Source organism: Kitasatospora sp. NPDC058048 (genome assembly GCF_042885555.1).
GTDB lineage: Bacteria > Actinomycetota > Actinomycetes > Streptomycetales > Streptomycetaceae > Kitasatospora > Kitasatospora lactacystinica.
Genome location: NZ_JBHVRT010000011.1, coordinates 35,048 through 47,395, shown reverse-complemented (window position 1 = coordinate 47,395; position 12,348 = coordinate 35,048). Strand labels below are relative to the sequence as shown.

Below are 12,348 nucleotides of genomic sequence, written 5' to 3'. Positions count from 1 at the left end.
GGTCCGGGCCCCCTGGCGCGCGCGTCCGTCCGAGGCGGCCGCGCACACCAGAGGCCCCGGCTCCTCGGTGCGCGCCGGGCGGGCAGGACCTGCCACGGTGCAGGGCTGCGGTGCTCCACGCATGGTAGTCCGCATGCTGGGATCACGCGCCGCCCGGTGTCAGCCGAGCAACGCCAGGGCGAACAGCGAGGCGGTCGCGGCGGTTTCGGCCATCGCGCCGAGCACGTCACCGGTGATCCCGCCGAACCTGCGCACACACCGTCCGAGCAGCAGCCGGGCGCAGCCCGTGCCGAGCACAACGGCCAGCGGGAGACGGAGGGCTGACCATCCGTCGGACAGTCCCGCCGCGGCCAGGGCGAGCGCCGCGGCGGCCGTCGCGGCGGCGGCTCCGACGGGCGCCACGGTGCCCGCCACCATCGCCCCCAGCCCGCCCGGTCGGGCGGCCGGCACCGACCGCAGGCAGCCCCAGGCGAGCGCGCACCGCGCGGCCGTCGCCGAGGCGAGCACCGCGAGCGCGCCGCGCAGCGGGGAGTGGGCGAACTGTCCGGCCAGCGCGGCCACCTGGGCGAGCAGGACGAGCACCAGGGTCAGGACGCCGAACGGACCGATGTCGGACTGCTTCATGATGCGCAGCGCGTCCTCGGCCGGCTTGCCGCTGCCCAGTCCGTCGGCGACGTCCGCCAGGCCGTCCAGGTGGAGTCCCCGGGTCAGCCCGGCGAGCACTCCCACCGCGGTCACCGCGCCGAGCGGCCCGCCCGCCCGCCAGGCCACCAGGGCCCCGGCCGCGGCGGCCAGTGCGCCCAGCACCAGCCCGACCAGAGGAGCCGTCAGCATCGCCCGGGCCGCCGCCGCCCGGTCCCACCGTTCCACCCGCACCCGCAGTACGGACAGCGTGCCGAACCCGAACCGCAGGCCGTCGGCCCAGGTGGCCCGATCGGTGCCGCTCGCCATGAACGTGTTCCTCTCACGGCGGGAACGCCCCTGGCAGGGGCGTTCCCGGGGTTGTCGTGCCGTCGGCCGGGGGCGCGGGCCGGTTCGCTACAGCTTGCGCAGCAGGTCCGCCGCCGAGGGCAGCCTCGGCTGCTCCTTCGGCGCGCTCGGCGCCATCGGCACGAACGGCTTCGGCGCCTCGTCCGCGAGCACGTCCCCCGCGGCCTGGAGCAGGGGCAGCGCCAGCAGCGCGCCGAAGCCCTCGCCCATGGTGATTCCCTGGTCCTGCAACGGCGTCAGGGTCAGCCGGTCGTACGCCTTCGCCTGGGCCGGCTCGCCGCTGGACTGCCCGGCCCGCCACCACTCGGGCGCCCGGAAGGCGATCCGCTGCGCGACCAGCGCGCAGGCCGCCGAGACCACACCGTCCAGCACCACCGGCAGCCGCCGCACGGCCGCCTGGAGCAGGAAGCCGGTGATCGCCGCGAAGTCGGCCCCGCCGGTGGCGCCGAGCAGCGCGAGCTGGTCGCCGAGCACCGGCCGGGCCCGCCGCAGCGAGTCCCGGACCGTGGCGCACTTGACCATCCACACCCGGTCGTCGATCCCGGAGCCGCGCCCGGTCACCGCCGCCGCGTCCGTCCCGCAGAGCGCGCCGACCAGCACGCCGGCCACCGTGGTGGCGCCGACCCCGAGGTCGCCGAGCAGCACCAGGTCGGTGCCGGCGTCGGCCTCCTCGTCGGCGACGGCCATGCCGGCCCGGAACGCCCGGACGGTCTCCTGCGCGGTGAGCGCGTCCTCGACGTCGATCCGCCCGGAGCCGCGCCGGATCCGGTGGGTGACCACCTCGTCCGGGAAGTCGGCCGGGTCGGCGTCCACCGCGACGTCGACGACCCGCACCCGGGCGCCGTAGCGCGCGGCCAGCCGGGACACCGGCGCGCTGCCGTCGAGCACGGCCCGCACCCGGGCCGCGGTGCCGCCCTCGGCGGGCATCCGGGACACCCCGAGCGCCGCGACGCCGTGGTCGGCGGCGAACAGCAGCACCTTGGGAGCGGAGATCGGCCGCACCGGGGAGCGCCCCTGCACGGAGGCCAGCCAGCTGCCCAGCTCCTCCAGCCTGCCGAGCCCGCCGCGCGGGCGGTCGGCCGCCTGCCAGCGCTCGTCGGCGGCCCGCCGGGCGCTCTCGTCGGGGCGCTCGACGAGCGAGGAGAACGTATCGAGATCCACGGTCGTGTCCATCGTCCGGAAGGCTACACGCCGAAGGTGTTCAGCCTGCGGCTGGCTTGACGGTCAGCACCTGTCCGGCCACGACCAGCAGGACCCGCTCCGAGGCGTCCGCCACGGCCATGTTGAGCCGGCCCAGGGTGTCGCGGAAGCGGCGGCCCGCGGCGGTGGCGGGGACGACGCCCATGCCGACCTCGTTGCTCACCGCGACGACCGTGCGCCCGGTGGCCGCCCAGGCGCGTGCCAGCGCCTCGCAGCGGCGCTGGACCGCGCGCTCGCCTTCGTCCGCCCAGACCTCGTCGTCCCAGGCGTCGCACTCGTCCATGACGGAGGTCAGCCACAGCGCCAGGCAGTCGACCAGCACCGGGGCCGGGTCGGTGGGGTCGGCCAGCACGGCCTCCAGGTCGCAGGTCTCGGCGGTGCGCCAGCTCGACGGGCGGCGCTCCCGGTGCAGCGCGACCCGCTGGGCCCACTCGGCGTCGCCGTCCCGGGTGCCGCCGGTGGCCACGTACAGGACGTCCGGGTGGTCGGCGAGCAGCTGTTCGGCGCGGGTGGACTTGCCGGAGCGGGCGCCGCCGAGCAGCAGGGTGCGGGGCAGCGGGGGACGGGTGGGCTCGGAGGGGGTCGCCATGCCGCCCATCCTGCCGGACCGGGCCGCCGGACCAGGCATACGGAAGATCGGGCCGGGCAGGCTATGGTGCGCAGCAACACAGGCAGCGTGGTCAGTGGGAGGAGCCGGCATGGTCTGGACGTGGCGGTACGAGAAGGCGGACGGCAGCGCGGTGACGCCCGGCGGCGGCCAGGAGGAGTTCGCGGGCCAGGGAGACGCCGAGACCTGGATCGGGGAGACCTGGAAGCAGCTCGCGGAGGACGGTGTGGACACCGCGGTGCTGCTGGACGACGACCGCGTCGTCTATGCGATGAGCCTGCGCGAGGAGTAGGCCCGACGGGGTGGGGCGGTCGCCCGGCGGCTGCTCCGCCCCGGATCCGCTCCGCCCGGGGCTACTTCGCCCGGATCGGCTTCTCCCCGGGCTACTTCGCCCCGATCACGTGCAGGAGCGCGGCGACCTGCCGGTACGGGTCGGTGCGGCCGGCCCGGTACTCGGCTTCCAGGAGCTGGGCCAGCTGCCGCCCGTCCACCGGCGGGGCCGCGTCGTCCGGGGCGTTGTCGGTGAAGACCCGCACGCCGTACCAGTGCCGCAGCGGCACCGACACCTCGGAGAGGGTGACGGTGAGGTCGCCGAGCCGGTCGGCCCGCGCGGCCAGCCCGAGCCGGTTGTAGTACCGGTCGCTCTCGAAGGCGTGCAGGGCGGCCCGCCAGTCCCCGGCGGCGGCCGGCCGCAGGGCGAGCGCGTCGCGGTTGCGGACCAGCAGCGAGAGCAACCCGCCGGGGGCCAGCAGCCGGGCCAGCGAGGCGATCATCGGATCGGGGTCGGGCAGGTACATCAGCACGCCGTGGCAGAGCACCACGTCGAAGCTGCGCGGGCCGAACCAGCGCCCGCACTGGTGGCCGTCGCCGCTGAGCAGCTGCATCCGGCCGCGGACCTCCGGCGGCTCCTCGGCGAGCGCCCCCTGGGCGACGCCGAGCGCGACCGGGTCCGAGTCGATCCCGGTGACGTAGTGGCCGGCCCTGGCCAGCCGCAGGGCCTGGGTGCCCTGGCCGCAGCCGATGTCGAGCACCCGCTGCGCGCTGCGCCCGGCGAGCTGCTCGGCGAGCTGGCGGGCGACGAGCTCCTGGCGGACGAAGTTGCGCAGCCCGCCGAGCCGGTCCAGCCAGGCGCCGGTGCCGCCCGCGAAGGACCCGCTGCGCGAGGGCAGCCTGCGCTCCTGGGCGAGACGGTCGTGGCCGCCGTCCCCCTGCCCCGGAAGCGCGTAGAGGCCGGGCCCCTCCCAGGACGGGGGGGCCCAGCCGGAGTCGACCGGTTCGGCGGTCAGGGCTTCTCCCCGCGCCGCACCTGCGGCTTGGGCAGGCGCAGCCGGCGCATCTGGAGGGTGCGCATGATGCCGTACGCGACGGCGCCGCGGGTGTTCTGCCCGGCGAAGCGCTCGGCGAGCTGCTTGCGCAGACCGAAGCCGAGGCGGACGAAGTCCAGGATCACGAGCACGAAGAACAGCAGGAACAGCAGGGTGGAGAGCAGCTGGAGCGTCGGCACCTTGACGATGCTGAGCACCAGGATGACCACGGCGGCCGGCAGGAAGAACTCGGCGAGCGACCAGCGGGAGTCCACGTAGTCGCGGGCGAACTTGCGCACCGGGCCCTTGTCGCGGGCCGGCAGGTGGCGCTCGTCGCCGTTCATCAGGGCCTGGCGCTGCTTCTCGCGCTCGGTGCGCATCCGCTCGCGCCCTTGGCGGGCGGCCTCCTTGCGGTCCTTGGGCACGGTCACCCGGGTACGCCGGTTGGCCTCGGCCTCACTGCGCTTGGGGGTGGGGCGGCCCTTCTTGGCCTGCGGATCGCGGGCCTGGGTCGTCTCGTCCTGCTTCTCCAGCACGGTGGCGGAGGCGGCGGCATCATCTGAACGGCGTCGGAACACACCACCAGCGTACGGGGTGCGACGCGGCTTCCACGGGTGCCCTCGGACCCAAACGCATATCGATACCGCCAGGTCGCCGTCCGAAGCGGGTTTCCCGGGGCCTTCCCGTAGGGGATCACTCGGATGGACGATGGGGGGTATGAGGGGCGGATCCACCCGGGGGAGGAGGAAACGCCACTGGTCGCTGTAGCAGTCTTGTTGCAGGCAGGTGCACTGCGGCGACGGGCTCGCTGCACATACACTCGTCGTGTCTGGTAACGAGATAAAGACCGCAGGCCGGAGAAGGGGGCACCCGAGGCCCATGAGCGACGGAATCATGAAGCGTATGGGGTTGATCTTCCGCTCCAAGGCGAACAAGGCCTTGGATCGGGCGGAGGATCCCCGTGAGACGCTCGACTACTCCTACCAGAAGCAGCTCGAACTGCTGCAGAAGGTACGGCGTGGTGTCGCGGACGTCGCGACCTCGCGCAAGCGGCTCGAACTCCAGCTGACGCAGCTGCAGCAGCAGTCCGCCAAGTACGAGGACCAGGGCCGCAAGGCGCTGTCGCTCGGCCGCGAGGACCTCGCCCGCGAGGCGCTGACCCGCAAGGCCAACATGCAGTCGCAGATCACCGACCTGGAGACGCAGTACCAGCAGCTCCAGGCCGAGGAGGAGAAGCTCACGCTCGCCTCCCAGCGACTTCAGGCCAAGGTGGACGCCTTCCGCACCAAGAAGGAGACCATCAAGGCGACGTACACGGCCGCCCAGGCGCAGACCCGCATCGCCGAGTCCTTCTCCGGGATCTCGGAGGAGATGGGCGACGTCGGCCTGGCGATCCAGCGTGCCGAGGACAAGACGGCCCAGATGCAGGCCCGGGCCGGTGCGATCGACGAGCTGCTCGCCTCGGGCGCGCTCGACGACGCGAGCGGTCTCGGCCGCAAGGACGACATCGAGGCCGAGCTGGAGCGGGTGGCCGGCGGTTCCGACGTCGAGCTGGAGCTGGCCCGGATGAAGGCCGAGCTGTCCGGCCCCTCCTCGACCGGCCCCGCCGCGATCGAGCAGGGCAAGCAGGACGTCCAGCCGCAGCCGCAGCAGGACACCCCGCGCATCAATTACAACAAGTGATCTGAGCTCGACCCACGAACCAGGGAGACGCACGGCATGATCATGAGGGTCATGGGTGAGGGGCAGTACGAGGTGGGCGACGACCACCTGAACCTGCTCAACGAGCTCGACGCCGAGCTCGTCACTGCAGTGGAGTCGGGGGACGAGACGCTCTTCCGCCAGGCCTACGGCAAGCTCATCGACGCGGTGAAGCAGTACGGCACCCCGGTGCCGCTGGATTCGCTGGAGCCGTCCGAGCTGATCCTGCCGAGCGCCGAAGCGACGATCGACGAGGTCCGCGAGCTGCTGATGGCCGACGGCGAGGGCGTGATCCCGGGCTTCCCCGAGTAGCGCCCGCGGCTGCTGCCAGACGAAAGGGCGGGCCCCCTCCGGTGGGAGGGGGCCCGCCCTTCGCCGTTGTCCGCGGGACGGGTTACGGCAGGGCCAGCATCCGGTCCAGGGCCGCCTTGGCGTGCTTCTCGGTCTCCGGGTCGACGGTGATCACGTTCGGCACCCGGCCCTCGACCAGCGACTCCAGCGCCCACACCAGGTGCGGCAGGTCGATCCGGTTCATGGTCGAGCAGAAGCAGACCGCGCGGTCCAGGAAGACGATCTCCTTGTCCGGGTGCGCCTTGGCCAGGCGGCGGACGAGGTTCAGCTCGGTGCCGATGGCCCACTTGGAGCCGGGCTCGGCGGCGTCCAGCGCCTTGATGATGTACTCGGTCGAGCCCACCATGTCGGCGGCCGCGACGACCTCGTGCTTGCACTCGGGGTGCACCAGGACGGTCACGCCGGGGATCCGCTCGCGGACGTCGTTGACCGAGTCCAGGCTGAACCGGCCGTGCACCGAGCAGTGGCCGCGCCAGAGGATCATCTTGGCGTCCCGCAGCTGCTCGGCGGTCAGGCCGCCGTTCGGCCGGTGCGGGTTGTAGACGACGCAGTCGTCCAGCGAGAAGCCCATGTCCCGCACCGCGGTGTTGCGGCCGAGGTGCTGGTCGGGCAGGAACAGCACCTTCTGGCCCTGCTCGAAGGCCCACTCCAGGGCGCGCTTGGCGTTGGAGGAGGTGCAGATGAGGCCGCCGTGCCGGCCGGTGAAGGCCTTGATGTCGGCGGAGGAGTTCATGTACGAGACCGGGACGGTGACGTCGGCTATTCCGGCGTCGGTCAGCACGTCCCAGCACTCGGCGACCTGCTCGGCGGTGGCCATGTCGGCCATCGAGCAGCCGGCCGCGAGGTCCGGCAGGACGACCTGCTGCCGCTCGCTGGTGAGGATGTCCGCGGACTCGGCCATGAAGTGCACGCCGCAGAAGACGATGTACTCGGCCTCGGGGCGGGCCGCCGCGTCGCGGGCGAGCTTGAAGGAGTCGCCGGTGACGTCGGCGAACTCGATCACCTCGTCGCGCTGGTAGTGGTGGCCGAGGATGAAGACGCGGTCGCCGAGCGCGGCCTTGGCCGCGCGGGCGCGCTCGACGAGGTTCGGGTCGGAGGCCGGGGGGAGGTCACCGGGGCATTCGACGCCGCGCTCGCTGTTCGGATCGGCCTCGCGGCCGAGCAGCAGCAGAGCGAGCGGCGTCGGAGTGGGGTCGACGCCGTGGGTCTCGGTGATGGTGGTGGTCACGGGCGGGTGCCCTTCTGTGCGGCCGAGCTAGCGGTGGGGCCTTTTCGTCTAACTGACGCTATCTATTCTAACCGCTTAGCGTCAGAGTGACGATGGCCATCCTGTCGATGTGACGAGAACCGCTCGCCGAAACGGACCCCCGGCGGAGCCCGATAGCCGATTCGGGGCAGTCCGGCGCGGCCGAATCGATACTTCGAAGCCCGCGGGTATGGCTGAGCCATGAAAGCAATCGCGATCAACCGCTACGGCGGCCCCGAGGTGGTCGAGTACACCGACCTGCCCGACCCCAAGGTCGGACCCGACTCCGTCCTGGTCGAGGTCCGGGCGGCCGGGGTGAACCCGGTGGACTGGAAGGTCCGGGACGGCGCCCTGGACGGCATCCTCGACGCGCACTTCCCGCTGGTCATGGGCTGGGACCTGGCCGGTGTGGTGCGCGCCGTCGGCGGCGGGATCACCGAGTTCGCCCCGGGCGACGAGGTGTACGGCTACGTCCGCAAGGACGCCGTCGAGCACGGCACCTACGCCGAGCTGGTCTCCGCCCCGGTCCGCACCCTGGCCCGCAAGCCGGCCGCGCTGGACTGGGCGCAGTCCGGCGGCCTGCCGCTGGCCGGGCTCACCGCCCTGCAGGGCCTGCGGGCGCTGCGCCTCGCCGAGGGGGAGACCGTCCTGGTGCACGCCGCCGCGGGCGGGGTCGGCCACCTGGCGGTACAGCTGGCCCGGGCCTTCGGCGCCCGAGTGATCGGCACCGCGGCCGAGCGCAACCACGACTTCCTGCGGGGCCTCGGCGCCGAGCCGGTGGTGTACGGCGAGGGCCTGGCCGACCGGGTCCGCGCGCTCGCCCCCGACGGGGTGGACGCGGCCCTCGACCTGGTCGGCCACGGTGCCGTCCAGGTCTCGGCCGGCCTGGTGGCCGACCCGGGCCGGATCGCCTCGATCACCGACTTCGGGGTCAAGGCGCTCGGCGGCCGGTACGTCTGGGTCCGCCCGGACGCCGGCGATCTCGCCGAGCTGGCCGCGCTCGCCGACGACGGCCGGCTGACGGTCACCGTCGCCTCGACCTTCCCGCTGGCCCAGGCCGCCTCCGCCCAGGCGCTCAGCGCCGAGGGCCGCACCCGGGGGAAGATCGTGCTGCTCGTTCCGTGACGGCCTCCGGCCCGTCATCCTTCGGCGGTGAACTCGTCCAGGTCATCCGCCAGAATGGTGACGAACCGTTTCGGCAGTGGCAGCCCGCCGCCGGAGCGCCCCACCGACCCCCCCGTACGACCGTGGAGCCCCGCACCCATGACCAGCAGCCGAGCGCACGAGGTGGTCGGGGCCGACCTGGACGAGACCGACCGGCTCCTGCTCGCCCGGCTCGGCAGCGACGGCCGCGCCTCGTACGCCGAGATCGGCCTGCAGCTGAACCTCTCCGCCACCGCCGTGCGCCGGCGGATCGACCGGTTGCGGGCGCGCGGCGTGGTGCGGGGCTTCACCGTGGTGCTCGACCCGTCCGTGCTGGGCTGGCAGACCGAGGCCTTCGTCGAGGTCTACTGCCGCGAGCGCACCGCCCCCGAGGAGATCCTCGCCAGCCTGCGGCAGTTCCCCGAGGTGGTCGCCGCCTGGACGGTCACCGGCGACCCGGACGCCCTGGTGCACCTGCGGGCCGCCGACATGCGCCACCTGGAGGCCGTCATCGAGCGCATCCGGCGCGAGCCCGGCGTCCAGCGCAGCCGCTCCTCGGTGGTCCTCTCCCAGCTCATCGGGTGACCCGGGCGGTGTCCCGCGGAGCCTCGCCGGGCCCGCCGGGACCCACCGGACACGACCTTCCCGGCCCGCACGCAGGAATCCTGCGCGGACCGGCCCGAAGACGCCCGAAACCTGCCTGACCAGCCGCGTTCCGACGCGCGGTGAGGCCCTCGTGCTGCCTACGCTGATCACGTCCGGTCGTCGCGGTGAGGCGTCCCGCCGGTCGGACGCCCCCCGACACCCCACGCCGAGAGGGACAGCCGTGTCCGCAGCACCCGACCGCATGCACCGGCCCGACAACGAACTGGTCGACCTGGTTTTCGACTACATGCGGGAGCGGCTGCAGTACGACCCCGTCCCGCTCGACCACCCCGGGGACGGCGAGCACCTGCGCGCCCAGCTGTCCGGCCTGCTGAACCAGGACGGCAACAACCCGGTCGACGTGCTCAAGCTGTACGACCACGAGCTGTCCCGGGCGGTCATCTCCGCCGACAGCCCGCGCTACCTGTCCTTCATCCCGTGCGCCCCGACCAAGGCCGCGCTGCTGTTCGACATGGTCGTCTCCTGCGCCTCCCTGCAGGGCATCTCCTGGCTGGAGGCGGCCGGCGCGATCGCCGCCGAGAACCAGGTGCTGCGCCTGATCGCCGACCGCGCGGGCCTGCCCCAGTCGGCCGGCGGCACCTTCGTCTCCGGCGGCTCGGCGGGCAACCTCTCCGCCCTGGTGGTCGCCCGCGACACCGCCCGCCGCCGACTGGGCGTCGGACCGGAGGCGCGGCTGCGGATAGCCGTCGCCGACCAGGTGCACTCCTCGGTCAAGAACACCTTCAACATCATCGGCGTCGAGGCCTTCAAGGTCCCGACCGTCGACCGCCGGTTCACCGGCGAGGCGCTGCGCGCCGCCCTGGCCGCCGACCCGAACCCGGAGACGGTGATCGGCGTCGTCGGCACCGCCGGCACCACCAACGAGGGCATCGTCGACGACCTCAAGGGCCTGGCCGAGGTCGCCCGCGAGCGCGACCTGTGGTTCCACGTGGACGGCGCCTACGGCGGCGCGGGCCTGTTCGCCCCCTCGGTGCGGGAGCGCTACGAGGGCATCGAGCACGCCGACTCCTTCGTGGTCGACCCGCACAAGTGGCTGTTCGCCCCCTTCGACTGCGCCGCGCTGATCTACCGCAACCCGCAGCTGGCCCGCGCCGTGCACACCCAGGACGCCTCCTACCTGGACGTCCTGCACACCGAGGGCGACGAGTGGAACCCCACCGACTACGCCTACCACCTGACCCGGCGCGCCCGCGGCCTGCCGCTCTGGTTCTCGCTGGCCGTGCACGGCGTCCAGGCCTACACCGACGCCATCGAGGCCGGCCTCACCCTGGCCCGCGAGACCGCGCAGCTGATCCGCGAGACCGAGCACCTGGAGCTGCTGTTCGACCCGCAGCTCTCGGCGGTCTGCTTCAAGCGCAAGGGCTGGACCAACGACGACTACTACCGCTGGTCGCAGCAGCTGCTCGCGGACCAGATCGGCTTCGTCACCCCCACCGGCTGGGACGGCGAGACGGTCGCCCGGTTCGCCTTCCTGCACCCGGGCACCACCATGGAGATGGTCCGGGAGATCCTGGACACCATGGTCTGAGCCCGCTCCCGTCACGGCCCCGTCGGCAGTCCCGGCGGGGCCGTACGCGTGCCCGCGCCCTACAGGAACGCCCCGCTCGGCAGGTACGGCGCCGGCGGCCGCATCCCGCGGACCCCGACGAAGCCTGCGGCCCGCGGCGTCAGCCCGACCTCCAGCCCGACGTCCAGCGCCCACTCCTGCTCCGCGGTCAGGTGCTCCACCCGCGCCTCGGTCCCCTCCGGCACCCGGGACAGCGCCTCGCGCAGCAGCCGGGCGGCGATCCGCTTGCTGGTGGCCGCGAGCAGCCGCACCACGCCGCCGTCCCGGTAGCAGTAGCCGCTGCCGGCCAGCGCGTCGGCGATCAGCAGCTCCTCGAAGTGGCCCAGCATCAGCTCGTGGTCCGGCCCGTGCGCGGACCCGCGCAGCCGCCGGTCCACCGAGTCCAGCAGGTGCAGGTGAGTGGCGTTGCCGCGGTGCACCGGGATGTCCCCCGGGTCGAGCAGCCCCTCCCGGTCCACCCGCCCGGCCAGCCACATCGCCGGGTGCAGGGTGAAGCCGGCCAGCCGGTAGCGGCGGGCCGCCGCCGGGGAGTCCGCCGCGCAGACCATCCCGCGCAGACAGCCCCGGGAGTGCGCCGCCGCCCGTTCCAGCAGCAGCCGCCCGACGCCCCTGCCCTGCGCGGACGGCCGGACGGCGTACAGCGACGGCGCCCACAGGCCCTCCCGGCGGATCGACAGCACCGCCCCGACCGGCTCGCCGGCACTCTCCGCCAGCCAGCAGCCGCCGGGATCGGTGCGCGCCAGGTGTCTGGTCCGGGCCAGCCGCAGCGGCGTCGGCCCCGGTGCCGCCGTGGTCGGGGCGGCGTCGGCGAACGCGGCGTCGGCGAGCTCCTGGACGGCCTCCGCGTCCGCGGCGGTGTCCCTGACCGGGCGAAGGATCATGGGAACCATCCTGGCGTCCGACGGCCCGCCGCGGGGCCCGTTCGCCCGGATCCGCACCTCGCGCGGTGACCCGTCCCGCGGGGGTGTGCGAGCATGGGGAGCGTAGGGGACGCGGGTGGCACACCCGGCCCACGGATATTCGGTCGCGAACAGGCCGCAGAAATCAATCGCCGTCCGGGAAATGAAACCGGACGGCTGTTGGTTGGCACTGGCGGCAGACCGTCGTCAAGACCGGGAGAAAGCAGATGACCGTCCAGGACGAGACCACCGTCGAGAGTGGCATCCTCCTCACCGATGCCGCCGCGGGCAAGGTCAAGGCCCTGCTGGAGCAGGAGGGCCGCGAGGACCTCGCGCTGCGCGTCGCCGTCCAGCCCGGTGGCTGCTCCGGCCTGCGTTACCAGCTGTTCTTCGACGAGCGCTCGCTCGACGGCGACGTGATCAAGGACTTCGACGGTGTCAAGGTCGTCACCGACCGGATGAGCGCCCCGTACCTGGGCGGCGCCACCGTCGACTTCGTCGACACCATCGAGAAGCAGGGCTTCACCATCGACAACCCGAACGCCACCGGCTCCTGCGCCTGCGGCGACTCGTTCAGCTAGGCCCGCTGCGGAAGGCGGGCCCCCGGCTAAACCACCGGCCGCCCCGTCCCGTGCGCGCCCCCCCGCGGCGCCCCGCGCGCCCCGGGGCCCGCC

General features: G+C 73.6%; 14 protein-coding genes. 7 read left to right on the top strand and 7 right to left on the bottom strand.

All coding sequences use genetic code 11. The annotated features are described in order from the left end of the window. Window positions 1-159: 159 nt before the first annotated feature. From ACFVVA_RS14460 to cobU, 3 genes are all read right to left on the bottom strand, one after another. Window positions 160-951: an adenosylcobinamide-GDP ribazoletransferase gene (locus ACFVVA_RS14460; RefSeq protein WP_387689257.1), complete on the bottom strand. Its 792-nt coding sequence runs from the start codon at window positions 949-951 to the stop codon at window positions 160-162. Window positions 952-1,038: 87 nt separating this feature from the next. Further along, a complete protein-coding gene (locus ACFVVA_RS14455; protein ID WP_387689254.1) occupies window positions 1,039-2,163 on the bottom strand; it encodes a nicotinate-nucleotide--dimethylbenzimidazole phosphoribosyltransferase in 1,125 nt (374 codons plus the stop codon). 28 nt (window positions 2,164-2,191) lie between these two features. Continuing rightward, on the bottom strand, window positions 2,192-2,779 hold the full coding sequence (gene cobU / locus ACFVVA_RS14450) for a bifunctional adenosylcobinamide kinase/adenosylcobinamide-phosphate guanylyltransferase (protein WP_387689251.1): 588 nt from the start codon (window positions 2,777-2,779) through the stop codon (window positions 2,192-2,194). 109 nt (window positions 2,780-2,888) lie between these two features. Here cobU and ACFVVA_RS14445 point away from each other — a divergent pair, with 109 nt between their 5' ends. Beyond that, on the top strand, window positions 2,889-3,089 hold the full coding sequence (locus tag ACFVVA_RS14445; protein WP_359897024.1) for a hypothetical protein: 201 nt from the start codon (window positions 2,889-2,891) through the stop codon (window positions 3,087-3,089). Between the two features lie 91 nt (window positions 3,090-3,180). Here ACFVVA_RS14445 and ACFVVA_RS14440 read toward each other — a convergent pair whose 3' ends face one another. Next, window positions 3,181-3,921, bottom strand: a complete 741-nt coding sequence (locus tag ACFVVA_RS14440) for a methyltransferase domain-containing protein (RefSeq protein WP_359897136.1) — start codon at window positions 3,919-3,921, stop codon at window positions 3,181-3,183. Window positions 3,922-4,079: 158 nt separating this feature from the next. Beyond that, on the bottom strand, window positions 4,080-4,679 hold the full coding sequence (locus ACFVVA_RS14435; protein ID WP_359897026.1) for a DUF3043 domain-containing protein: 600 nt from the start codon (window positions 4,677-4,679) through the stop codon (window positions 4,080-4,082). Between the two features lie 316 nt (window positions 4,680-4,995). Here ACFVVA_RS14435 and ACFVVA_RS14430 point away from each other — a divergent pair, with 316 nt between their 5' ends. Then, a complete protein-coding gene (locus ACFVVA_RS14430) occupies window positions 4,996-5,784 on the top strand; it encodes a PspA/IM30 family protein (protein WP_380546013.1) in 789 nt (262 codons plus the stop codon). A gap of 36 nt (window positions 5,785-5,820) precedes the next feature. Further along, the gene (locus ACFVVA_RS14425; RefSeq protein WP_387689246.1) at window positions 5,821-6,114 is read left to right on the top strand and encodes a hypothetical protein; all 294 of its coding nucleotides are present in this window, start codon (window positions 5,821-5,823) and stop codon (window positions 6,112-6,114) included. Between the two features lie 82 nt (window positions 6,115-6,196). Here ACFVVA_RS14425 and nadA read toward each other — a convergent pair whose 3' ends face one another. Beyond that, complete coding sequence (nadA, locus tag ACFVVA_RS14420) at window positions 6,197-7,381, bottom strand: quinolinate synthase NadA (RefSeq protein WP_380546007.1); 1,185 nt, start codon at window positions 7,379-7,381, stop codon at window positions 6,197-6,199. Window positions 7,382-7,600: 219 nt separating this feature from the next. Between nadA and ACFVVA_RS14415 the strand changes: the two genes are divergently transcribed. The 3 genes from ACFVVA_RS14415 (at window position 7,601) to ACFVVA_RS14405 (ending at window position 10,736) form a co-directional block, all read left to right on the top strand. Then, window positions 7,601-8,524 (top strand): NADP-dependent oxidoreductase, encoded by a 924-nt coding sequence (locus ACFVVA_RS14415; protein ID WP_387689242.1) that lies wholly within the window; start codon window positions 7,601-7,603, stop codon window positions 8,522-8,524. 138 nt (window positions 8,525-8,662) lie between these two features. After that, the gene (locus ACFVVA_RS14410) at window positions 8,663-9,127 is read left to right on the top strand and encodes an Lrp/AsnC family transcriptional regulator (RefSeq protein WP_387689239.1); all 465 of its coding nucleotides are present in this window, start codon (window positions 8,663-8,665) and stop codon (window positions 9,125-9,127) included. A 241-nt stretch (window positions 9,128-9,368) separates the two neighbouring features. Next, a complete protein-coding gene (locus ACFVVA_RS14405; RefSeq protein ID WP_387689236.1) occupies window positions 9,369-10,736 on the top strand; it encodes a pyridoxal phosphate-dependent decarboxylase family protein in 1,368 nt (455 codons plus the stop codon). A gap of 59 nt (window positions 10,737-10,795) precedes the next feature. Here the strand turns inward: ACFVVA_RS14405 and ACFVVA_RS14400 are convergent, their stop codons facing one another. Further along, entirely contained in the window at window positions 10,796-11,656 is an 861-nt protein-coding gene (locus ACFVVA_RS14400; protein ID WP_387689233.1) for a GNAT family N-acetyltransferase, read from the bottom strand. Window positions 11,657-11,901: 245 nt separating this feature from the next. Here ACFVVA_RS14400 and erpA point away from each other — a divergent pair, with 245 nt between their 5' ends. Beyond that, a complete protein-coding gene (erpA, locus tag ACFVVA_RS14395) occupies window positions 11,902-12,255 on the top strand; it encodes an iron-sulfur cluster insertion protein ErpA (RefSeq protein WP_359897039.1) in 354 nt (117 codons plus the stop codon). Window positions 12,256-12,348 lie beyond the last annotated feature (93 nt).

What these genes read in the sequence shown, in the direction of transcription:
- ACFVVA_RS14460 (WP_387689257.1), bottom strand. Translation starts at nt 951, where the DNA reads ATGGCGAGCGGCACCGATCGGGCCACCTGGGCCGACGGCCTGCGGTTC.
- ACFVVA_RS14455 (WP_387689254.1), bottom strand. Translation starts at nt 2,163, where the DNA reads ATGGACACGACCGTGGATCTCGATACGTTCTCCTCGCTCGTCGAGCGC.
- cobU (WP_387689251.1), bottom strand. Translation starts at nt 2,779, where the DNA reads ATGGCGACCCCCTCCGAGCCCACCCGTCCCCCGCTGCCCCGCACCCTG.
- ACFVVA_RS14445 (WP_359897024.1), top strand. Translation starts at nt 2,889, where the DNA reads ATGGTCTGGACGTGGCGGTACGAGAAGGCGGACGGCAGCGCGGTGACG.
- ACFVVA_RS14430 (WP_380546013.1), top strand. Translation starts at nt 4,996, where the DNA reads ATGAAGCGTATGGGGTTGATCTTCCGCTCCAAGGCGAACAAGGCCTTG.
- ACFVVA_RS14425 (WP_387689246.1), top strand. Translation starts at nt 5,821, where the DNA reads ATGATCATGAGGGTCATGGGTGAGGGGCAGTACGAGGTGGGCGACGAC.
- ACFVVA_RS14415 (WP_387689242.1), top strand. Translation starts at nt 7,601, where the DNA reads ATGAAAGCAATCGCGATCAACCGCTACGGCGGCCCCGAGGTGGTCGAG.
- ACFVVA_RS14410 (WP_387689239.1), top strand. Translation starts at nt 8,663, where the DNA reads ATGACCAGCAGCCGAGCGCACGAGGTGGTCGGGGCCGACCTGGACGAG.
- ACFVVA_RS14400 (WP_387689233.1), bottom strand. Translation starts at nt 11,656, where the DNA reads ATGATCCTTCGCCCGGTCAGGGACACCGCCGCGGACGCGGAGGCCGTC.
- erpA (WP_359897039.1), top strand. Translation starts at nt 11,902, where the DNA reads ATGACCGTCCAGGACGAGACCACCGTCGAGAGTGGCATCCTCCTCACC.